The sequence below is a fragment of the Geoanaerobacter pelophilus genome, assembly GCF_018476885.1.
GTDB lineage: Bacteria > Desulfobacterota > Desulfuromonadia > Geobacterales > DSM-12255 > Geoanaerobacter > Geoanaerobacter pelophilus.
This window is the reverse complement of sequence record NZ_JAHCVJ010000004.1, coordinates 335031-355670: the sequence shown is the minus strand read 5'-3', so window position 1 is coordinate 355670 and position 20640 is coordinate 335031. Positions and strand designations below refer to the sequence as shown.

Annotated in this window: 22 protein-coding genes; 10 read left to right on the top strand and 12 right to left on the bottom strand. The window is 54.3% G+C overall.

Going from position 1 to position 20640, the window contains the following annotated elements; genetic code table 11:
- Window positions 1-79: 79 nt before the first annotated feature.
- The gene (locus KI809_RS12075; RefSeq protein WP_214171803.1) at window positions 80-1900 is read left to right on the top strand and encodes a KUP/HAK/KT family potassium transporter; all 1821 of its coding nucleotides are present in this window, start codon (window positions 80-82) and stop codon (window positions 1898-1900) included.
- Between the two features lie 220 nt (window positions 1901-2120).
- Here the strand turns inward: KI809_RS12075 and groL are convergent, their stop codons facing one another.
- The 11 genes from groL to hemW all read right to left on the bottom strand — a co-directional run bounded on the left by groL (window position 2121) and on the right by hemW (window position 12093).
- Complete coding sequence (gene groL, locus KI809_RS12070; protein WP_214171802.1) at window positions 2121-3764, bottom strand: chaperonin GroEL; 1644 nt, start codon at window positions 3762-3764, stop codon at window positions 2121-2123.
- Between the two features lie 59 nt (window positions 3765-3823).
- Window positions 3824-4111: a co-chaperone GroES gene (gene groES / locus KI809_RS12065; protein WP_214171801.1), complete on the bottom strand. Its 288-nt coding sequence runs from the start codon at window positions 4109-4111 to the stop codon at window positions 3824-3826.
- Window positions 4112-4246: 135 nt separating this feature from the next.
- On the bottom strand, window positions 4247-4813 hold the full coding sequence (locus KI809_RS12060) for a hypothetical protein (RefSeq protein ID WP_246559368.1): 567 nt from the start codon (window positions 4811-4813) through the stop codon (window positions 4247-4249).
- Entirely contained in the window at window positions 4807-5079 is a 273-nt protein-coding gene (locus KI809_RS20745) for a DUF507 family protein (RefSeq protein WP_214171800.1), read from the bottom strand. Before KI809_RS20745 ends, KI809_RS12060 begins: the two co-directional genes overlap by 7 nt.
- A complete protein-coding gene (locus KI809_RS20740) occupies window positions 5076-5363 on the bottom strand; it encodes a DUF507 family protein (protein WP_214171799.1) in 288 nt (95 codons plus the stop codon). Before KI809_RS20740 ends, KI809_RS20745 begins: the two co-directional genes overlap by 4 nt.
- A 63-nt stretch (window positions 5364-5426) precedes the next feature.
- Window positions 5427-5984 carry a phospholipase D-like domain-containing protein gene (locus KI809_RS12045; protein WP_337833312.1) on the bottom strand — a complete coding sequence of 186 codons (558 nt, stop codon included), beginning with the start codon at window positions 5982-5984 and terminating at the stop codon, window positions 5427-5429.
- The gene (gene dnaJ, locus KI809_RS12040; protein ID WP_214171798.1) at window positions 5981-7111 is read right to left on the bottom strand and encodes a molecular chaperone DnaJ; all 1131 of its coding nucleotides are present in this window, start codon (window positions 7109-7111) and stop codon (window positions 5981-5983) included. The genes KI809_RS12045 and dnaJ overlap by 4 nt, the downstream gene beginning before the upstream one ends.
- 105 nt (window positions 7112-7216) lie before the next feature.
- Window positions 7217-9142 (bottom strand): molecular chaperone DnaK, encoded by a 1926-nt coding sequence (dnaK, locus tag KI809_RS12035; RefSeq protein ID WP_214171797.1) that lies wholly within the window; start codon window positions 9140-9142, stop codon window positions 7217-7219.
- Window positions 9143-9223: 81 nt separating this feature from the next.
- Window positions 9224-9784 (bottom strand): nucleotide exchange factor GrpE, encoded by a 561-nt coding sequence (gene grpE, locus KI809_RS12030; protein ID WP_214171796.1) that lies wholly within the window; start codon window positions 9782-9784, stop codon window positions 9224-9226.
- A 21-nt stretch (window positions 9785-9805) separates the two neighbouring features.
- Window positions 9806-10840 (bottom strand): heat-inducible transcriptional repressor HrcA, encoded by a 1035-nt coding sequence (gene hrcA / locus KI809_RS12025; protein ID WP_214171795.1) that lies wholly within the window; start codon window positions 10838-10840, stop codon window positions 9806-9808.
- A 110-nt stretch (window positions 10841-10950) separates the two neighbouring features.
- Window positions 10951-12093, bottom strand: coding sequence for a radical SAM family heme chaperone HemW (gene hemW, locus KI809_RS12020; protein ID WP_214171794.1), 1143 nt, complete (start codon window positions 12091-12093; stop codon window positions 10951-10953).
- Window positions 12094-12220: 127 nt separating this feature from the next.
- Between hemW and KI809_RS12015 the strand changes: the two genes are divergently transcribed.
- The 7 genes from KI809_RS12015 (at window position 12221) to ybgF (ending at window position 18062) form a co-directional block, all read left to right on the top strand.
- Complete coding sequence (locus KI809_RS12015) at window positions 12221-13000, top strand: carbon-nitrogen family hydrolase (RefSeq protein ID WP_214171793.1); 780 nt, start codon at window positions 12221-12223, stop codon at window positions 12998-13000.
- A 259-nt stretch (window positions 13001-13259) separates the two neighbouring features.
- The gene (tolQ, locus tag KI809_RS12010; RefSeq protein ID WP_214171792.1) at window positions 13260-13934 is read left to right on the top strand and encodes a protein TolQ; all 675 of its coding nucleotides are present in this window, start codon (window positions 13260-13262) and stop codon (window positions 13932-13934) included.
- A 9-nt stretch (window positions 13935-13943) separates the two neighbouring features.
- Complete coding sequence (gene tolR, locus KI809_RS12005; protein WP_214171791.1) at window positions 13944-14360, top strand: protein TolR; 417 nt, start codon at window positions 13944-13946, stop codon at window positions 14358-14360.
- Window positions 14357-15127, top strand: a complete 771-nt coding sequence (locus KI809_RS12000; protein ID WP_214171790.1) for a TonB C-terminal domain-containing protein — start codon at window positions 14357-14359, stop codon at window positions 15125-15127. Before tolR ends, KI809_RS12000 begins: the two co-directional genes overlap by 4 nt.
- Before the next feature lie 32 nt (window positions 15128-15159).
- Complete coding sequence (gene tolB, locus KI809_RS11995; RefSeq protein WP_214171863.1) at window positions 15160-16443, top strand: Tol-Pal system beta propeller repeat protein TolB; 1284 nt, start codon at window positions 15160-15162, stop codon at window positions 16441-16443.
- Between the two features lie 126 nt (window positions 16444-16569).
- Complete coding sequence (gene pal, locus KI809_RS11990; RefSeq protein ID WP_214171789.1) at window positions 16570-17154, top strand: peptidoglycan-associated lipoprotein Pal; 585 nt, start codon at window positions 16570-16572, stop codon at window positions 17152-17154.
- A gap of 80 nt (window positions 17155-17234) precedes the next feature.
- Window positions 17235-18062, top strand: coding sequence for a tol-pal system protein YbgF (gene ybgF / locus KI809_RS11985; RefSeq protein WP_214171788.1), 828 nt, complete (start codon window positions 17235-17237; stop codon window positions 18060-18062).
- Between the two features lie 58 nt (window positions 18063-18120).
- On the opposite strand, the gene KI809_RS11980 is transcribed toward ybgF, so the two are convergent.
- The gene (locus KI809_RS11980; RefSeq protein WP_214171787.1) at window positions 18121-18417 is read right to left on the bottom strand and encodes a TatA/E family twin arginine-targeting protein translocase; all 297 of its coding nucleotides are present in this window, start codon (window positions 18415-18417) and stop codon (window positions 18121-18123) included.
- Window positions 18418-18560: 143 nt separating this feature from the next.
- On the opposite strand from KI809_RS11980, the gene KI809_RS11975 reads away from it, so the two are divergent.
- Entirely contained in the window at window positions 18561-19136 is a 576-nt protein-coding gene (locus KI809_RS11975) for a peptidylprolyl isomerase (RefSeq protein ID WP_214171786.1), read from the top strand.
- Between the two features lie 49 nt (window positions 19137-19185).
- Window positions 19186-20607: a DUF4139 domain-containing protein gene (locus KI809_RS11970; RefSeq protein ID WP_214171785.1), complete on the top strand. Its 1422-nt coding sequence runs from the start codon at window positions 19186-19188 to the stop codon at window positions 20605-20607.
- Window positions 20608-20640: the final 33 nt, after the last annotated feature.

Below are 20640 nucleotides of genomic sequence, written 5' to 3'. Positions count from 1 at the left end.
ACACCGCCGGTTCATGCCGGCGGTTTTTAGTTTTCCGATGGTCAGCCCCTACAAGTAACCTGTCTTGGAGGAGGTAGTGATGAAGCATGGCGAGCAGGACTCATACTGGGGTGGCATCGTTAAGTCGATGGGGCTGGTTTTCGGCGACATCGGCACCAGTCCCATATATACCCTCACTGTTATTATGACCCTCACCAAACCTACGCCGGATCATATCTTCGGTATTCTCTCCCTCATTGTCTGGACCCTGATTATTCTGGTAACCGTCGAGTATGCCTGGCTCGCCATGAGTCTGGGGCGCAAGGGCGAAGGCGGCACCATTGTACTCAAGGAAATCCTTGCCAAACTGCTCAAACCGGGACGGCAGATTGTTTTTGTCGGGTTCCTCTCCTTTCTCGGAGTTTCCCTGCTGCTGGGTGATGGCGTCATCACCCCGGCCATATCTATTCTCTCCGCGGTCGAGGGTCTGGAACTGATCCCAGGGCTTGAGCATACGCCCCAAGGGGTACTGATCCTGATTGCCGCGATTATCGCCGTCGGGCTCTTTATCTTTCAGTTCAAGGGGACTGATAAGGTTGCCAGGGCATTTGGCCCGCTGATGGTCATTTGGTTTGCGTCGCTGACGATTTCTGGCGGGATAGCCATTGCTTCTGCACCAGAGGTTTTGAAAGCGGTCAGCCCATGGTATGCGATTAATTTTCTGGCAACCAATGGCATGGCCGGGTTTTTTATACTCTCTGAGGTTATTCTCTGCGCCACCGGCGGCGAGGCACTTTACGCCGACATGGGCCACCTGGGGCGCAAGCCGATCATCCGCGCCTGGTATTTTGTGTTCATCGCCCTGCTGGTCAACTACCTGGGCCAGGGCGCCTATATATTGCACCACCCTGATGCCAAGAATATCCTGTTTGGCATGATCCGCTGGGAAGCGCCGATGCTCTATATCCCGTTTTTGCTGCTCACGGTTTCGGCAACGGTCATTGCCTCGCAGGCGCTGATCAGCGGCGTCTTTTCCATAGTTTACCAGGGGATTACCACGCGGATCATGCCGCTGCTGAAGGTCGATTACACCTCCAGTCACCTTAAGTCGCAGATTTACATCGGCTCGGTCAACTGGCTGCTGCTGGCGCTGGTGATCATGATCATGCTGGTGTTCAGGAAGTCAGAGAACCTGGCGGCGGCCTACGGCCTTGCGGTCACCGGCACCATGACCATTACCGGCATCATGATGGTCATGATCTTCTCCCACACTACCAAGAAGTGGAAGGTGCCGATCGCGCTGTTCGTGACCCTCATTGACACGATCTTCCTGATCTCCAACCTGAACAAGCTCCCTCATGGCGGTTACTGGTCGTTGATTCTCGCTGCCATCCCGTTTGCCGTGATCATGGTCTGGACCCGCGGCCAGCGGGCGCTGTACCGCTCGCTGAAGCCGCTCGACCTGGAAACCTTCCTGCTCGCTTACAACCAGATCTATGCCAAGGACAAGAACATTCCGGGGACCGGGCTGTTCTTCACCAGGGAGACCCCGGTGGTGCCGCCTTACGTGGTGCACTGCATCATCCGGAGCAATATCATCTACGAGCGCAATGTCTTTATCTCCATTGTCCGCACCGACGAGCCGTTCGGCATTTTCACCTGCATGAACGAGAAGATAAGCACTGGCCTGGACTCCTTCGATATCAAGGCCGGCTACATGGAGCGGATCGATATCGAAACGCTGCTCAAGGACAACGGCATTCAGGAAAAGGTCATTTTCTACGGGGTCGAGGATATCGCCACCAATAACATCTTCTGGCGACTGTTCTCCTTCATCAAAAAGGTCACCCCCAACTTCGTGCAGTTCAACAAACTGCCAGCCAGCAAGCTGCAGGGGGTTGTCACCAGGGTGGAGATGTAACAGCCTTGAGCTAGCGAAAAAAGCGCACGCTCGTAAGGAACCAGCAGAACAAAAAAAGGGAGCTGACATTACTGTCAGCTCCCTTTTTTTGTTATCTGAGACGAGGAATTTTGTGTCCTGGCAAGGCTGTTAAGGGATCATGCGGAGGCGTAGCATCGCTACGCCGCACAAATGAGACCGCAGACTTACGCCGCCAGGGCGCAAAAGAACCGTTCCGTTGTTACATCATGCCGCCCATGCCACCCATGCCGCCCATCCCACCCGGCATTGCAGGCATTGCCGACTCGTCTCTCGGCTTCTCGGCAATCATCGCCTCGGTGGTCAGCATGAGGCCTGCCACTGAAGCAGCGTTCTGGAGAGCGCAACGAGATACCTTGGTCGGGTCGATGATGCCGGCCTGGATCATGTCGGTGTACTCGTCTTCTGCAGCGTTGTAGCCGAAGGCGTCCTTGCCGTTCTTGACCTTGTCAACAACGATGGAACCGTCTACGCCGGCGTTCTGGGCGATCTGACGGATTGGCTCCTCAAGGGTGCGCTTGATGACATTAACGCCGAACTGCTGCTCGGTCGGAAGGCTGAGGCCGTCCAGTACGCTCATGGCGCGGATGTAAGCAACGCCGCCGCCAGGGACGATCCCTTCGTCGACTGCAGCGCGGGTAGCGTGGAGTGCGTCTTCCACGCGGGCTTTCTTCTCTTTCATTTCGGTCTCAGTAGCAGCACCGACTTTGATTACGGCAACGCCGCCAACGAGCTTGGCGAGACGCTCCTGGAGCTTCTCACGATCGTAGTCGCTGCTGGTCTCTTCGATCTGGGCGCGGATCTGCTTGACGCGACCGGCAATGTCAGCTTCCTTGCCTGCGCCGTCGATGATGGTGGTGTTGTCTTTGTCGATGGTGATCCGCTTGGCAGTGCCGAGCTGGTCGAAAGTGGTCTGCTCAAGCTTGAAGCCGAGTTCTTCGGAAATTACGGTGCCGCCGGTAAGAACAGCGATGTCTTCGAGCATTGCCTTGCGACGGTCGCCGAAGCCAGGGGCCTTGACAGCGCAGATGTTGAGTACGCCGCGGAGCTTGTTGACAACGAGAGTTGCAAGCGCCTCGCCTTCGATGTCTTCGGCAATGATCAACAGCGGACGGCCGGATTTGGCGGTCTGCTCAAGAACCGGGAGCAGGTCTTTCATGCTGGAGATCTTCTTGTCGTGGATCAGGATGTTGGCGTTTTCGAGGTTTACTTCCATACGCTCGGGATCGGTCACAAAGTAAGGAGAGAGGTAACCGCGGTCGAACTGCATCCCTTCAACGGTTTCGAGGCTGGTTTCCATTGCCTTGGCTTCTTCAACGGTGATTACGCCTTCTTTGCCAACTTTTTCCATTGCCTCGGCAATGATATCGCCGATGGTCTTGTCGTTGTTGGCAGAGATGGTGCCTACCTGAGCAATTTCCTTGTGGTCCTTGATCGGCTTGGAGAGCTTCTGGAGTTCGGCAACGAGTGTCTCAACGGCCTTGTCGATGCCGCGCTTGATCTCCATCGGGTTGTGACCGGCAGCAACCAACTTGGAACCCTGGCGGTAAATAGCCTGGGCCAGAACAGTAGCAGTAGTGGTGCCGTCACCGGCAACGTCGGAGGTTTTTGATGCAACTTCCTTGACGAGCTGTGCGCCCATGTTCTCGAACTTGTCTTCGAGTTCGATCTCTTTGGCAACAGTTACGCCGTCCTTGGTGATGAGGGGCGAACCGAATGATTTATCGATGATTACGTTGCGGCCTTTCGGTCCGAGAGTAACTTTTACTGCGTCAGCAAGGGTGTTTACCCCTTTGAGGATCGCGTTGCGACCTTCCTGATCAAACTTGATAATCTTTGCTCCCATGAAATGTATCCTCCTTGGATCGATAATTATTTTCGTAAACTGTGACAGCTATGCCGCTATTACTCCATGATGCCGAGAATATCGTCTTCGCGCATAATCAGGAATTCTTCGCCATCAACCTTGATTTCGGTGCCGGCATACTTGCCGAAAAGTACTTTGTCGCCAGTCTTGACATCAACCGGAATGATCTTTCCGTCTTCGGTTTTCTTGCCATTGCCAACGGCGACTACTTCGCCCTTCTGCGGCTTCTCTTTTGCTGTTTCCGGAATAAAGATACCGCCTGCTGTCTTGCTCTCTTCTTCGAGTCTCTTTACGATGATACGGTCCTGCAATGGTCTGAGTTTCATGCTGTGCTTCTCCTTTCCTCTAGTGAAGTAAATAGTTTTTTCGGGAAAAAAATTAGCACTCAGTTGCGTTGAGTGCTAATGGTGAATTCAATATAAACACCGCTCCCCTAAAAATCAAGCCTCTAATCAAAAAAATTATCTTCTTTCGGCAAGGGGGGGGATGATGAGGATGGCAAGTTCCCGTGCCAGGCGCTTGGCGAGCAGGATCTTCTCTTTTTCCAGGGTGGAGCGGTCATGATCGAAAAAGCTTTCCAGCGGGAGTGTTACCTCGAAGGTGGGGACAGTTTTGCCTGGCTCGGTAAGGCCGACCCTGGCGCGGATGCGCAGTTCGGTGTTGCAGCAGCCGGCGTTTTCTATATAGCTCCAGAACTCTCCGGAAATGTAAAGCTGTTTAGCCAGCCATGTTGCGTCTTGGTCCTTCAGTTCGCCCTTGATGATCTCGAACTGCTGGACTCCGACCTTTTTCCGGTTCTCGTTCAGGATATCGACCAGGTCGTTAAATGCCGTTTCCTTGACCTCGTCAGGGACAAGAGTGCTTGAGAAGGGGACCACGTAGATGATATCCAGTTCTGCCGGTGGCTTAAAGTCTGGCTTAACGGCAACTTGGGCAGCAGGCCCACAACCTTGAAGCAACAGGACAGTCAGCAGCATCCCGGACAGTAAGGCCAACTTGAATGCAATCATCAGGCTTTTCATCACCATTTACGCTTGGCCGCCTCTTCCTGGAAAAATTTGTTGTAGAGCACTTCCCAATCGCGGCTGCCGGGTACTTTTGCCTGGGAATAGGAGGAGAGCTTGCTCCTGACCGCCTCATCTATTTCGTCGGCAATGGCAAAGTAACTGGCAATGGACTGCTTGATTGCCGACAGCGCTCGCCCTTCATCGGGGAAGTCGGCCAGGTCGTCACCCCACAGCTTGTCCTGAATCTTGTGGGCTATATGGGAAATTCGGTCTTCGCTCGCTCTCATAGGACAATTTTCCGTTCTTTGGCCAGTTTTTCCTTGATCATTCTGAACATCTTGTGCCGGTCTATGCTTGCAGCACCGCTTCCCATGGAGCGAAGGGTCTGGTCAAGCAGGTTTTCTGCATCGCGTTCCAGAGCTTCCTCTGCCTTGAGGTCCGCAGTTATCGCATTTTTAACGGCATTGAGGGCAGCGCCTCGTTCGGACTTCAGCTTTATCAGGCCGGCTGTTGACAGGTCGGTAATGACCTTTTCCGCCAGCCGGTGGATCTGCTCGTCTTTCAGGCGCATAGTGGTCCTTTCACAGTAAGGGCGACGGGGCTATTGTACTTGATTTGGTGCAGAATGCAACGATCAGAGCCTGTCCAAGTAAGCCTTGACCTCTGCTGCCAGCTCCGGTGAGTCGAGCAGGACCGAGAGCTCGTTGTTATGCTGCAAAGCGCTCTGGGAGAGGTTGTGGCTTCCGATAAAAACCAGGTGACCGTCAATGACAGCAACCTTGGTGTGTGTCGTTACTGACGGCGAGTCGAAAAATACCTTTACCCCGCCGCGGGACAGCAGGTCCGCGGTCTGCCGGTTATCGTTGTAAAGTGAGTCGCCTCCTGCAGGGGAGCGTTCTTTAGAGGGGCGTTCCAGCAAGACCGTGACATTAACACCCCGCTTTTGGGCGCGCACCAGCTCCTCGGCAATCTGCCGCGGCAGGTTGTTCCGTGCGGTGGTTGCCTTGAAGAGAAAGAAGGAAAGATAAATGCTTTTCCTGGCGGTGCGAATCCCTTCTGTCAGCGCTTCGGCAAACTCACGGTTCCTCAGCAGGGTTGTTTGCGCTGCATGGCTTGCTGCAGTTGCCGGCTCAGTGATCAGGATCGTGGCCAGCAGCACGGCGCTGATGATTTTTGCCGGGAAAACGGTCACTTGAACATGTCCATGACCTTGTCAAGAAAGCTCTTCCCCATGGGATGCACATCTTCGCTGCTGATCCGGGCAAACTCCTCCAGCAGCTCGCGCTGCTGCCGGTTCAGGTTGGTCGGTGTTTCCACCCTGACCACGACGAGCTGATCGCCCCGGCCATAACCCTGGAGCACCGGGATACCCTTGCCTCTGAGCCGGAAGATCTTACCGGATTGGGTACCTTCGGGAATCTTGAGCGAAACCTTGCCATCCAGGGTCGGGATCTGGATTTCTGCGCCAAGGGCCGCCTGGGTGAAACTGATCGGGGTTTCGCAGATAACATCATTCCCCTCGCGGGAAAATATCGGATGTTCGCGAACATTGATCAGGACGTAAAGATCACCATTGCCGCCCCCCTTGGTTCCCTGGCCGCCTTCGTTGGTGAGTTTCAGGCGGTTGCCGGTCTCTACACCGGGAGGTACCTTGACGGAAAGGGTCTTGGTGTCCTTGACGCTGCCGGAGCCACGACAGGTGCCACAAGGGTTGTCGAGAATCTTGCCTTCGCCGTTGCAATGGCTGCAGGTCCTGCTGACGCTGAAGAAACCCTGCTGGAAGCGAACCTGGCCTGCGCCACGACATGTCGGACAGGTTTTCGGCTCGGTGCCTGGTTTTGCGCCGGAGCCGCCGCAGGTATCGCACCGTTTGGCGTAAGGGACATCGATCTTTGTTTCCAGGCCGTTGGCTGCATCTTCAAAGCTGATATCAAGAGTGTACTGAAGGTCGTCGCCACGTCGTCCCCGGCCGCGCTGTCTGGCCCCACCGCCACCGAAGACGTCGCCGAAGATGTCGGAAAAGATATCGCCAAACGGAGTGCCGGCCCCGAAGCCGAAGCCGCCGGCGCCACCGAAGTTGTTGCCGCTGACACCAGCATGACCGAAGCGGTCGTACTGCGCCCTTTTTTCCGGGTCGGAGAGGATTTCGTAAGCTTCGCTTACCTCTTTGAACTTGTCTTCAGATGCCTTGTCCCCTTGGTTCTTATCCGGGTGAAACTGGATGGCAAGCTTGCGGTACGCCTTCTTGATCTCGGTTTCAGAGGCATTCTTATGGACTTCAAGAATCTCGTAATAATCTCGTTTTTCACCGTTGGCCAAAATCTACCCCTTAGGAACGCAAAGAGGCAGAGGCCGGAATCCGGCCACTGCCTGCTGCTTGGAAAAATTGTTAATATTGTACAGAGTGGCGCTGTAATGGCGCCATTACTTCTTGTCGTCCTTTACCTCTTCAAAATCGGCATCTACTACTTTCTCGCCTTTAGGGGCAGCGCCGGAGGCGGCATCGGCACCTTGTGGCTCCCCGTCTGACTGCTGCTGGGCGGCCTGGGCCTGTGCGTAAACCGCTTCAGCCAACTTGTGGGCGGACTGCATCAGTTCGTCGCTCGCTTTTTTGATGGCTTCGGCATCTTCACCTTCCATGGCTTTTTTGAGAGCAGCAACGCCAGACTCGATCTTCGCTTTGTCGTCAGCGCCGATCTTGTCGCCGTGCTCACTCAGGGACTTTTCGGTGCTGTAGACCAGGCTGTCGGCATGGTTCTTCGCCTCAATCAGCTCACGTTTCTTCTTGTCCTCTGCCGAATGGGCCTCAGCTTCCTTGACCATTCTGTCAATCTCGTCTTTGGAAAGACCTGAAGATGCGGTAATCCTGATCGACTGTTCCTTGCCGGTGCCCAGATCCTTGGCCGAGACATGAACGATACCGTTGGCATCGATGTCGAAGGTGACCTCAATCTGCGGTACTCCTCTCGGTGCCGGCGGGATGCCGGTCAGCTCGAAATTGCCGAGGGTCTTATTGGTGGAGGCCATTTCCCGTTCGCCTTGAAGAACATGGATGGTAACTGCGGGCTGGTTGTCCGCTGCAGTAGAAAACACCTGGCTCTTTCTGCAGGGGATAGTGGTGTTCTTCTCGATCAGCCTGGTCATAACCCCGCCAAGGGTCTCAATCCCCAAAGAAAGCGGTGTTACGTCAAGCAGCAGCACATCCTTTACATCCCCTTTGAGCACGCCACCCTGGATCGCTGCGCCGATGGCAACAACCTCATCCGGGTTCACCCCTTTGTTCGGGGCCTTGCCAAAGATATCCTGGACTCGCTTCTGTACGGCAGGCATCCGGATCATCCCGCCAACCAGAATAACCTCGTCGATTTCAGAGGCTGACAGCCCGGCATCCTTGAGAGCGGTGCGGCATGGGCCTTCCAGCTTGTCGAGCAGGTCAGCGCAAAGTGCTTCCAGTTTTGCCCTGGACAGCTTCAGGTTGAGATGTTTCGGCCCGCTGGCGTCGGCAGTGATGAACGGCAGATTGATGTCGGTTTCCATGGAGCCGGACAGCTCGCATTTAGCCTTCTCAGCCGCCTCTTTGAGGCGCTGGAGCGCCATTTTATCGTTCCTGAGGTCAAAGCCCTGCTCTTTTTTGAACTCGTCGGCAATCCAGTCGATGATTTTCTGGTCGAAATCTTCACCACCGAGGAAGGTGTCGCCGTTGGTGGACTTGACCTCGAATACGCCGTCGCCCAGTTCGAGGATCGAGATGTCGAAGGTGCCGCCGCCGAGGTCGAATACTGCGATTTTTTCATCCTTCTTCTTGTCCAGACCATAGGCAAGAGCGGCAGCAGTCGGCTCGTTGATGATCCTGAGAACGTTGAGACCGGCAATCTTGCCGGCGTCCTTGGTTGCCTGCCGCTGGGAGTCGTCAAAGTAGGCAGGCACGGTGATGACGGCATCGGTAACCGTCTCACCCAAATAGTCCTCAGCAGTCTTCTTCATTTTCTGCAGAACTATGGCAGATATCTCCGGCGGCGAGAACTTCTGGCCGCGGGCCTCAACCCAGGCATCACCATTGTCGGCTTTGACGATCTTGAACGGCGAGATGGCGATATCCTTACGCACTGCCTCGGAATCGAACTTGCGCCCGATCAAGCGCTTGATGGCGAACAGGGTGTTTTCAGGGTTGGTAACGGCTTGGCGTTTCGCCTGCTGTCCTACCAGACGCTCGCCGTTTTCAGCTACGCCTACCATGGAAGGTGTGGTCCGGCTCCCTTCGGAGTTGGCTATGACAACCGGTTCTCCCCCCTCCATGATTGCGACACAGGAGTTGGTGGTCCCGAGGTCTATTCCTATTACCTTGCTCATCGTGTTCCTCCTTCATTATTCCCATTCGGGTTCTATGCTTAAACTATGTATTAATATCCAGAAATCAAGAGCAGCCTAGAGTTATTTTGCAACAGTCACCATTGCCGGTCGGAGCAGCCGCTCGTTCAGCAGGTAGCCCTTCTGGAAGATGTCCACAATGGTATTCGGTTCCTGCCCTGCTTTTTCCACTTGTGACATTGCCTGGTGCAGGGCCGAGTCAAACGGCGTGCCAGGGGCTGTCTCCAAAGCGACAACGCCGAATTTGCGCAGAGAGCCCAGCAGCATGTCCAGGGTCATTTTAACGCCGGTGATGATCGGGTCCTGAGTGTCGTCAGCAGTATGGGCCAGTGCCCGTTCCATATTGTCCACTGCCGGCAGAATCTCCATTATCAGCGATTCGTTGCCGTACTTCTGGATTTCTTCCTTTTCTTTCTGGACCCGCTTCCGGTAGTTTTCAAGATCCGCCCGTTCGCGAACGAATTTGTCCCAGTTGGCGGCACACTCCGCCTCTTTCTCTGCCAGGGCCTTTTCCAGCTCTACCAGGCGGTCATCACCAGCCTCGGCCGGGTTTTTTTCAGATGCGTGCTGAGATGTTTCATTGGCCTCTTCGGCCTTATTATCCTTGTGCTTTTTCTTGTCCACGTTGATCAACTCCTTGAGACATTATCGGTCGCCATCGAGCAGGCGGCTTACAAGTTTTGCCGTATAGTCAACAACTGGGATTACCTTGGCGTATCCCATTCTGGTGGGGCCGATAACCCCCAGAACTCCCAGGGAGTTTCTGCCGGTGCGATAGGTGGAGGTAATGACGCTGATGCCGGCCATCTGCGAGAGACGTGACTCGGCGCCTATGAAAATATTGAATCCCTCGGCATCCATGCACCGATCCAGCAGGCCTACCAGATGATTCTTTTCCTCAAAGGTGCGGAACATCTCCTTCATTTTGCCGATATCGGCAAACTCGGGGAGTTCCATGATGTTGGTCTGGCCCTCCAGGAATATTTCAGAATCTGAATCCCCCATGGTCTTCTGAGACAGAGCAATGGCCTGGGACATCAGCCGGTCATACCTGGTTTTTTCGTCCTGCATTTCGAGGATCAGGCGACTCTTTACCTGGGAGATCGTCAAACCCTGCAACATCCCGTTGAGATAGTTATTCATTCGTTCGAGGTCAGCAGGATTAACCAGTTCGTCGGATTCAATGATTTTGTTTTGTACGGAGCCGGTCTGCGAAACAAGAATGACCAGAATCCGGTTGCCCGACAGTTTGACAAACTCGATCTGTTGCAGCACCGCTGCTGTAAAGCGGGGAGCCACAACAACACCCATGTAGTGGGAGACTGAAGACAAGATGCGGCTGGTGTCGCGCAGCACCGATCCTATATCCCGCCCGTCGATAGAGCACCGGCGGCGGATCTCCTCCCGCTCGTTGCGGCTTACCCTGCGGACAGCAAGCAGGGAATCGACGTAAAGCCGGTAGGCCTTGTCGGTCGGGACACGACCGGCCGAGGTGTGTGGTGAGGTGAGGTATCCCATCTCTTCCAGGTCTGACATGACGTTGCGGACCGTTGCCGGAGACAGGTCGAGCGGGTGGCGACGCGTGATGGTCCTGCTTCCTACCGGCTCTGCCGTAAGGATGTAGTCCTCAATAATCGCTTCCAGGATCTGTTTGCTTCTGTCGTTCAGGTCACTCTGCATATGTCCGCCGAAAAAAATAGCACTCTCTGTTCCGGAGTGCTAAACCTTGATTGATAAAGTAATGACCGAAAACACCTTTGTCAAGGTATTTTCAGGAAAAAAGAGGGGGATCACGCGAAGTCGGCGAACACTAGATTTGCCAGCAGAACCCCTTGCGCAGTGAGGGCGATGCGGCTGTTTTTTAAAAGCAGCAGGCCATTGGCGAGATGCCGTTCAACAACTCCGGGGAATGCTTCCATAATGGATATGCCGAATTCTGTTCTGAATACCTCCGGGTCGACTCCCTCGATCATTCTCAGTCCGAGGAACATGGCCTCGCCCATGGCATCCTGTTGCGTAAGGTGTTCAGCAGCTTCGCTGAATTTAGGGGAAGAAGATGACAGGCAATACTCCTCGATGCCGGGAGGGTTGCTCCAGCGTTTCCCGAAATCCGGCTTACACAGAAAAGAATGGGCACCCGCCCCGAATCCCAGATAATTCCCCCTGCGCCAGTAAACCTGATTATGCCGGGACCGGCGACCCGGTCGGGCAAAATTTGCTACCTCATAATGCTCATATCCGGCAGATGCCAGTAACGATATGGCCTGCTCGAACATTTCGGCTGACTCGTCGTTGTCGGGGAGAGGCAGTTCTCCCTGCTCCTCCATTCGGGCAAAAGGGGTCCCTTCCTCGATGGTAAGGCCATAGATTGAGAGATGATCAGCGCCAAGCGCTAAAGCCTCTCTTAGGGTCTGCTGCCAGTGAGCGGGCGTCTGGCCGGGGAGTGAGTGGATCAGGTCGATGCCGATATTGTTGAACCCGGCCTTGCGAGCCATCTCTACGGCTGCTCTCGCCTGTTGTGCCGTGTGAATTCGGCCGAGCATTGCCAGCATCACATCATCCAGCGACTGGACGCCGATGGACAGTCTATTTATTCCGGCAGCACGGTATCCTGCCAGGGATTCTTCCGTTACGGTGCCGGGGTTAACTTCCAGGGTAATCTCGGCCTCAGCAACCAGATGATAATGGCTGTTTGCAGTTGCAACCAGCTGTTTGATGAGCTGCGGGGCCAGCAATGACGGCGTGCCGCCGCCGAGATAAACCGTTTCGGTCCTGGGAAGCTCAGGCAGGTCTTTGGCTTGAGACTCCATCTCGCGGACCACCGCGACAATGTAATCTTCATGGGTGACAGTGGCGTTGTCCTGCGAAGCAAAGTCGCAATAGAGGCATTTGCGGAGGCAAAACGGGATATGGAGGTAGAGGGAGAGATTCATGACAATGATGATATGGCATTGTCAGGGTGAAAGTACAGGTTAAAACAGGTTGAAATGCACAGCGCTTGACAGTAAACTTGCAATGTTGTGCAAGAGCCTGGGCACTGATTTCCAAAGGAGGTTTGGCATGTCAGGAACAATCCGCGCCGCTGCCATTCAGATAAACATCCAACTCGGCGATATCGATGCCAATGTTACCAGGGTCAGGGAGGCGGTGGCTGCTGTGGCTGGCCAGGGTGTGCAGCTTGCCGTGTTGCCGGAGGTCTGGAGCAGCGGCTTTGCCTACCGGGAACTGACTGAGCTGGCGCAACGGACCCCCGAGCTGGTTGAGGAGATGGGGCGGTTGTCCGCTGAATACAATATGGTGCTGGTCGGGAGCTTGCCCGAGCCGGATGGCGACAAGGTCTGCAACACCGCGTACCTTATGGACAAGGGGCAACTGGTCGGCAAATACCGGAAGATACATCTCTTTTCCCTGATGAATGAAGACCGCTCCTTTACCGGCGGCGACCGATGGCTGGTGGCGGATACCAGTGTGGGGCGGATCGGCGTGTTTATCTGTTACGACCTCCGCTTTCCGGAACTGGCACGGAGGCTGGCCCTGGAGGGTGCCGAGATTATTGTCGTGCCGGGTGAGTGGCCAAAACCGCGAGAAGAGCATTGGCGGACATTGCTGCGCGCCCGAGCCATCGAGAACCAGCTGTTCGTGGTTGCCGCCAACTGCTGCGGCATGACCGGCAAGCTCGATTTCTTCGGCATGAGCATGATCATCGACCCGAAAGGGGTGGTAATGGCCGAAGGTGGTTATGAGCCGGCAGCAATCATTGCCGATCTGGATTTCGAGGATATGTATAAGTGGCGCGAGCAGATACCCTGTTTCCGGGACCGCAAGCCCCAATGCTATTAAAATCGTGTTGACTAACCAGGTCGTTAGGCATATTTATGCACCATTGTTCTCAGACAGTTTAACTAGTTTCCGTCCGGAAAGGGTTCTTTTCCGCCCTGGCGGTGTCAATCTTCGGGATTACTTGTGCGGCGTACAGTAGTACGCCTCCGCGCAATCCCTTGATTTCCTTGCCAGGACGAAAAATCCCTCCATTCCGAATCGGAAACAGCTATTTTCTCATCCGGGCTTCCGGATGGAAACTAACTAGGGGGTATCAACCGTGGCATTTTTCGCCGGCACAGGACTGGTAGTAAAATTAGTCCTCTTCATCCTGCTCTATTTCTCAGTGGTCTCGTGGGCCATCATCTTCTACAAACTGCTCCAGGTCCATCGGGCCAACAATGAATCCAACCGATTCATGGACTTTTTCTGGAAAACCAAGAAGTTCGATGCAATTAATTCGCAGCTGGACCGCTTTGCCAATTCTCCCCTGACAGTCCTTTTCAGTGAAGGATATTCGGAGCTGAAGAAACTAATGGAGCAAGGTGACACCGTTGCCTCGGAAGGTGGCGTCAGCACCGATCTTGGCGGCATCGACAATATTGCCCGCGCCCTGCGCCGCGCAACCACTTCGGAGATCACCCGGCTCGAGAAATACCTGACGTTCCTGGCAACTACCGGTTCGACCGCCCCGTTTATCGGTCTTTTCGGTACGGTATGGGGGATAATGACAGCCTTCAAGGGGATCGGTGAGACCGGTTCCGCGTCGCTCGCCGTTGTTGCTCCGGGCATTGCCGAAGCGCTCATTGCCACGGCTATCGGCCTGGTTGCCGCCATCCCGGCGGTAATGGGCTACAATCACTTTCAGAACAAGATCAAGGTTCTGATCGGCGAGATGGACAATTTTTCCACGGAATTTCTCAACATCGTCCAGCGCACGTTCGCGAAAAAATAGGGGTTTCATATGGATATCGGGAACAGGAACTCCGACCGCGGAACAATGTCGCAGATCAACGTCACCCCGCTGGTTGACGTCATGCTGGTTCTGCTGGTCATATTCATGGTAACCGCGCCGATGATGCAGCAGGGGGTACAGGTCAATCTCCCCAAGGCGGAAACCAAGTCGCTCAAATCCCCGGAGGAAGCGGTGGTGGTTTCGATCGAGAAGAGCGGCCGGATCTATATCGACAAGGTCGAGATCGCGCAGGGAGAATTGAAGACCAAGCTGTCGGCGATGTTTGTGAACAAGACCAAGAAAGAGGTTTTCCTCAAGGCTGACCGCGATGTGCCTTACGGAGAGGTGGTCAAGACCATGGCCGAGATCAAAGGCGCTGGTGTCGAGCGGCTGGGGATGGTCACGGAGCCGGCTCAGAAGCAATGATTTCTCCTATAAAGCGAAGTGATCATGGGCTGCTGACGGTCCTGCCCGTTTCACTTCTTCTTCATGTTACGATTTACGGGCTTTTTGTCTGGCTCCATTTTTTCCCTTCCGCGTCTTTTAAGGAAGCGCCGGTATACTATGTGGACATGGTGAACCTGCCGGTTGAATCCCCCCAGCACGGCTCGCCTGCTGCAGAAGGCAATGAGCCCGCTCCTCCCCCACCAGTAAAGACAGCCGCCCCGGAAATGAAGCTGCCGGTAAAAGATACCGGCAAGGCAAAGGCTGCTGCCAAAGGGGCCAAACCGGTACTTTCGCCCAAACAGCCTGTAGAAGAAAGCTCAAAAGACTTTGAAGAGCGTTTGGCAAGGCTGGAACGTGCAACAGACGCGCGCCATGAGGCTGCTGCCATGGAAGCTCTCAGGAAAAAGGCTATCAGCCGGGGCAAAGGTCAGGCGGGCATGCCGGGCGGCATCGGCACCGAGGCAGGCAGCGACTATGCCAGCTATATCCGGTCAAGGCTGGTCGATGCCTTTAAGACCACGATAGCCTACCAGGACAAGTCACCACGTACCGTTGTCGTGTTGACCATCGATAGAAATGGTAAGGTCATCAAGCGGCGTAACGAAAGCTCAACCGGTGACCGGCTTTTCGAGGATTCCGTAAACCGCGCCATTGTTAAGGCTGAAAAGGATTTTCGCCCCCCTCCCGGCGGCGGAACCTTTGAATACGGGTTTATCTTTACCGCCCAGGGAGTAGGTAAGCAGTGAAAACAGATCGTTGCAAAGCTGGGGCCGGGCTAATGCTGCTGCTCCTTTTTTCTTTTGTGTTGTTTGTTGCCCCGCGCGATCTTTCCGGTCAGCAGGGCTATCTTGAAGTTTCTGCGCCCGGCAACCGCCTGCTGCAGATGGCGATTGCCCCTCCCGCCGCCTTGTCGGGAGCAGCCGATGCTGAGGTCAGCCGGACGATAATTGATGTCTTCCGGTTTGATATGTCTTTTGCCGGGCCGTTTGCGGTTAGCGAGCCAAAGGTTGCTGAGTCGCGCAGCGGCATCAGGATTGGCGAGTTCGATATGCCATCGTGGCGGAACGCCGGAACCGATCTCCTGATCAAGAGCGGCTATGTGGTGTCCGGGGACGCCGTCTCCATCGAGTTCCGGCTTTATGACGTGCTCACCGAAAAGGAGCTGGCCGCCAAGCGCTATACCGGCTCCAAAAGAGATCTCAGACGAGTGGTTCACACCTTTTCCGACGATGTCATGTCGGCTATGACCGGCATTCGCGGGCCGTTTACCTCAAAGTTGGCCTTTGTTTCCACGGCAACAGGGAACAAGGAAATATATTTGATGGATTATGACGGTCAAAACGTCCAGCGGATCACCAAGAACGGTTCGATCAACCTTTACCCAGATTTCTCCCCGAATGGCCGGGAACTGATCTACACCTCCTACAAGAAGGGGAATCCTGACCTGTATCGTCGGGAGCTCTCCAGTGGCGCAGAGGCCAAGGTTACTACTGCTCGCGGCACTAATATCACTGGTGCCTTTGCGCCGGATGGCAACAGGATAGCGCTGTCGATGAGCAAGGACGGCAATGCGGAAATATATATCCTGAGTAAAGAGGGGAAGCAGTTGGCGCGGCTGACAACCAACGATGCCATTGACATTGCTCCGGCATGGTCTCCGGATGGGCAGCAGATCGCTTTTGTCTCGGACCGGCTCGGCAAGCCGCAGATATTCATAATGGGGGCTGATGGCAAAAACGTCCGGCGACTGACCACCAGTGGTGCCTATAATGTGAGCCCACGATGGTCGCCACGGGGAGACCGGATTACCTATTGCCGCCAGATGAATGGCGGGTTCCAGATATTTTCGATAAACCCTGACGGTTCCGGAGATACCCAGCTCACCCGCGAAGGGAGCAATGAGCACGCTCGCTGGTCGTCCGATGGTCGGTATCTTGCTTTCAGCTCAAAGCGCGGTGGTCGTGAGGCTATCTATATCATGAGAAGTGACGGCACCGGCCAGACAAAAGTTTCCCGTGGCGGCAATGCCGATTCCCATCCGGTCTGGTCGCCCCGCTGGTAGTTAATTTATTTCCATTATGAAGAGATGAAGGATTGAAAACATTTCAGGCTTATGTATAATTAATTCTGTTTTTAGAAACTGTTATTTTTATTATTTTACTGATCAAACGCTGTAAAGGGGGATGAAATGCGTAAGGTTATTTGCAAGCTGTCGTTAGTCATTTTTTGTGGTGCGCTCATGATGAGCGGTTGTACCAAGGAGCAGGTGGTAAAGGATGAGGCTCTGGCTCCGGCTGCAGCAGAGCAGAAAGCCAAGCAGGCTGAAGCAACGAAAAAACCTGTAAAAGAAGAGACGGTTGTGTCTCCTGCCATAAAAGAGTCGCCGGTAGCCAAGGACGAGGCTGCAGCTGCCGCCACTGCTGCCAAGGATCAGTCCAATGGTCTGAGCACGGTCTACTTTGACTTCGACTCAGCCATTCTGACCCCGTCAACCCGCGACACTCTTTCCAGCAATGCAGCGATTTTGTTGAAGAAGCAGACCGGAGTTAAGGTCCAGATTGAAGGTCATTGCGATGAGCGCGGTTCGGCAGAATACAACCTGGCTCTGGGCGAGAGACGGGCCAAATCAGCCATGAACTATCTTGTCACCATGGGCGTTCCGGCGAGCAGGCTGTCCACAATCAGTTACGGCAAGGAAAAGCCGGTAGATCAGGGACACGACGAGGCGGCGTGGAGCAAGAACCGCCGGGCAGGGTTTGTTGTCACCAAATAGATTTATGTGAAAAATCATGATTAAGGAGCCGGTGACGGCTCCTTTTTTCGTTGGGCACCGGTACTGACTGAGAGGTGAATATGCAAGGTGTGAAAATAGGGTTATTGGCTGCCGGTCTGCTGCTTGCCGGAGGCTGCGCAACCAGGGGAGACCTGGATTCTCTGCAGCAGGACCTGGAGGAGATGAAGGGGCGGACCCTCAAGGTTGAAAAAGAGCTGGGGGGAGTGCGGAGTGAGGCCCGGGAAGGGTTGGAGAGCAACCTCAAAGGGTTTCAAAAAGATATCGACTCGTTACGTAAAATGACAGCCGATTTGCAGGCAGCTGTCGACGCCTCCAAGGTTGATCTGCAGGTTATGGGGGGCAAGGTTGATGATTTTGCCCTGCAGGCAAAAAAGCCTGCCGATGACCTGACCCTGCTTCGCGAAGATGTTGACCGCAAAAATACCGGCGTCGAGAAGCGGCTGGAAAAGATAGAGAAAAACCTTGAGGAACTGCAGAAAAACGTCACAGAACTGCGGAGCCGTGAGGCAGAGAAAACCCCGGACGCCATCTATCAAAAAGGGATCGATGCCTACAAGGCAGGTGATTTTGCCAAATCCCGCGAGCAGTTGAGCCGGTTCATCGAGCTGTTTCCAAAACACGAACTGACGGCAAATGCCCATTATTGGCTGGGCGAGACCTATTATTCCGAAAAGATTTATGACCAGGCCATCCTTGAATTTGAAAAGGTGGTCAAGGAGTTTCCCGCTAAAGGGAAAGCCCCGGCAGCACTGCTCAAGCAGGCCATGGCTTTCAAAGAGCTTGATGATGCCAAGAGCGCCCGGTTTGTCTACAAAAAGCTGATTGAAAACTATCCGCTGGCTGATGAGGTCAAGGTCGCCAAGGAGAAGCTGAAGGAGCTGAAGTAAAAAGAAAAGGCGAGGAGATGATCCTCGCCTTTCTTGCCTCAAACTGGAGATTTTATGTTTAGGCTTTTGTCTGTTCCGAAACAGGCTCTTTTTTCGGCTCGGCAGGCTTAGCGTAAGCGGCATCTGCCTCCTTCAACTGCTGTTCCTTCTCTGCCGCCTCTTTTGCCAAGCGTTCCTTCTCTTCTTCTGCCCTGGCTTCGTCGCTTAAGTTCTGCCGGAAATCGTCTGAAGCCCTTTTGAACTCAGCCAAGCCCTTGCCCAGTGACCGGGCGATGTCAGGGAGTTTTTGCGGGCCGATTACGATGAGTGCGATTACCAGGATGATTATCAATTCAGGCATGCCGATGCCAAACATTGTAGCCTCACTTTTTGTTAGAGATTTGAAACGAATAATAGAGGCTTTAGCCGGCAGTGTCAAGTGAACAAGGGGGAGGCTTGACCAGTCATGGCAAGTGGCGTATAAACTGATAACATCACTTATCTATGGGAGGGTACAACATGTTTAAAAAGCTGTTCATTGCTCTTGCACTTTGCCTGATCACCGCTTCAGTGGGGTTCGCAGCCGGTGGACCTGCCAAGAACCCGGTTGTGCTGATGGAAACATCTTTGGGAAATGTGAAGATCGAGCTTTTCCAGAAAGAGGCCCCGATTTCGGTTAAGAATTTTCTGGACTATACTGCCAGCGGCTTTTATAACGGCACGATCTTCCACCGCGTCATCGGCAACTTCATGATCCAGGGTGGCGGGTTTACCCCTGACATGGTGCCCAAAAAGACCAATGCCCCGATCAAGAACGAGGCGAGCAACGGTCTTAAGAACGACCGTGGAACCATAGCGATGGCTCGTACCATGGACCCGAACAGCGCAACTGCCCAGTTTTTTATTAATGTGGTAGACAACCCGAACCTGAACCGGCCCAACCCTGATGGCAATGGCTATGCAGTATTCGGCAAGGTTGTCGAAGGGATGGACGTAGTTGATAAGATCAAGGCGGTCAAGACCGGAATGAATAAGGGGTTCCGCGACGTGCCGGAAACAATGGTCCTGATAAAATCGGTAAAGCTGGTCAAATAAGACATAAGGGCGCCAAGCGGCGCCCTTTTTGTATTGGACAGGAGAGAGCATGAACAGGATAGCCTATCTTTTTATTGCCGCGATTCTCTTTGTGCCGACACTGTCGGTTGCGGCACCAGCCCCCCCAGTTTGGTCCAGTCAGTCTGACCGGGAGGAGGTCTCACTCACCGTCTATAACTCCAATCTTGGCCTGATCAGGGATCGCAGAAACATTGTTGTTCCGAAGGGGAGCTCCGAGCTGCGTTTCATGGATGTGGCGGCCCAGATTATCCCGGCAAGTGTTCAGGTATCCACCTTCGGTAACCAGATTCAGGTCCTTGAACAGAACTACGAATACGACCTCCTTAGCCCGCAGAAGCTACTCGACAAATATGTCGGCAAAGAGGTCAGGCTTTATCAGAAGAATCCCTACACCGAGCGGGAAGAAGAACTGAAGGCGACACTACTTGCCAACAATGGTTCGCCGATCTACAAAATAGGCAATGACATCACCTTCAACCATCCTGGAAGGGTCTTGTTTCCCGAGGTCCCGGCAGATCTGATTGCCAGCCCCACTCTGGTCTGGCTGCTGGAAGGTTCTGATACCGGCAAGCGCCAGATCGAGGCAAGCTACCTGACTGCCGGTATCAGCTGGAAGGCCGACTATGTCCTGACCCTGGGGAGAGATAGCAGCCTTGCCGACCTAGCCGGCTGGGTTACCATTGATAACCGGAGTGGTGCAACCTATCGCAACGCCAGGCTCAAGCTTGTCGCGGGTGACGTGAACCGGGTCCGCGAGGACCAGCAACGGCCGAGGATGTACAAGAGTGCTATGATGGAGGCGGCGGGCGCAGCTCCCCAGTTCAAGGAAGAAGGGTTGTTCGAATACCATCTTTATTCCCTGCAGCGGCCATCTACCATCAAGGATAATCAAACCAAGCAGATCAGCCTGCTTGCAGCAGTTGCCCTCCCAGTCAGAAGAGAGTTGATCATGCGGGCCGAGCAGATGTGGTACGGCAATTCGCAGGGAGGCGGCACAACAAAACAGAAAGTCGGGGTGTTCGTCGAGTTTGAAAACCGGGAGACAACCGGTCTCGGCATGCCTTTGCCCAAGGGTACGATCAGGGTCTACCAGCAGGATACCGATGCTACCCTGCAGTTTGTCGGCGAGGATTCTATCGACCATACCCCGAAAGACGAAAAAGTCAGGATCAAGGTCGGGGATGCCTTTGACGTGTCAGCTACCAGGCGGCAGGCTGACTGGAGGAAGCTCGCCAGTGACAGTTTCGAGGCGGCCTGGGAGGTAGCCATAACAAACCACAAGAAAGAGGACATTACTGTCAAGGTTATTGAACCGATGACCGGTGACTGGCAGGTGAGCGACTCATCGCTACCTGCGGTCAAAAGCGACAGCCAGGCTGTGGAGTTCTCGGTGCCGGTGAAAAGTGGCGACAAGGCCATCCTGACCTACCGGGTGAGAGTACGCTACTAGACACTGTGGAGGTCCAGGCGATGGCGGAAGCGC

Coding starts and splice junctions, on each gene's coding strand:
- KI809_RS20740 (WP_214171799.1), bottom strand. CDS start 5,363: ATGCGCCTGAAAGACGAGCAGATCCACCGGCTGGCGGAAAAGGTCATT.
- KI809_RS11975 (WP_214171786.1), top strand. CDS start 18,561: ATGTTTAAAAAGCTGTTCATTGCTCTTGCACTTTGCCTGATCACCGCT.
- KI809_RS12075 (WP_214171803.1), top strand. CDS start 80: ATGAAGCATGGCGAGCAGGACTCATACTGGGGTGGCATCGTTAAGTCG.
- groES (WP_214171801.1), bottom strand. CDS start 4,111: ATGAAACTCAGACCATTGCAGGACCGTATCATCGTAAAGAGACTCGAA.
- dnaK (WP_214171797.1), bottom strand. CDS start 9,142: ATGAGCAAGGTAATAGGAATAGACCTCGGGACCACCAACTCCTGTGTC.
- hrcA (WP_214171795.1), bottom strand. CDS start 10,840: ATGCAGAGTGACCTGAACGACAGAAGCAAACAGATCCTGGAAGCGATT.
- tolB (WP_214171863.1), top strand. CDS start 15,160: ATGCTGCTGCTCCTTTTTTCTTTTGTGTTGTTTGTTGCCCCGCGCGAT.
- KI809_RS11980 (WP_214171787.1), bottom strand. CDS start 18,417: ATGTTTGGCATCGGCATGCCTGAATTGATAATCATCCTGGTAATCGCA.
- tolR (WP_214171791.1), top strand. CDS start 13,944: ATGGATATCGGGAACAGGAACTCCGACCGCGGAACAATGTCGCAGATC.
- KI809_RS12000 (WP_214171790.1), top strand. CDS start 14,357: ATGATTTCTCCTATAAAGCGAAGTGATCATGGGCTGCTGACGGTCCTG.
- pal (WP_214171789.1), top strand. CDS start 16,570: ATGCGTAAGGTTATTTGCAAGCTGTCGTTAGTCATTTTTTGTGGTGCG.
- KI809_RS20745 (WP_214171800.1), bottom strand. CDS start 5,079: ATGAGAGCGAGCGAAGACCGAATTTCCCATATAGCCCACAAGATTCAG.
- KI809_RS12060 (WP_246559368.1), bottom strand. CDS start 4,813: ATGGTGATGAAAAGCCTGATGATTGCATTCAAGTTGGCCTTACTGTCC.
- groL (WP_214171802.1), bottom strand. CDS start 3,764: ATGGGAGCAAAGATTATCAAGTTTGATCAGGAAGGTCGCAACGCGATC.
- KI809_RS12015 (WP_214171793.1), top strand. CDS start 12,221: ATGTCAGGAACAATCCGCGCCGCTGCCATTCAGATAAACATCCAACTC.
- hemW (WP_214171794.1), bottom strand. CDS start 12,093: ATGAATCTCTCCCTCTACCTCCATATCCCGTTTTGCCTCCGCAAATGC.
- KI809_RS11970 (WP_214171785.1), top strand. CDS start 19,186: ATGAACAGGATAGCCTATCTTTTTATTGCCGCGATTCTCTTTGTGCCG.
- ybgF (WP_214171788.1), top strand. CDS start 17,235: ATGCAAGGTGTGAAAATAGGGTTATTGGCTGCCGGTCTGCTGCTTGCC.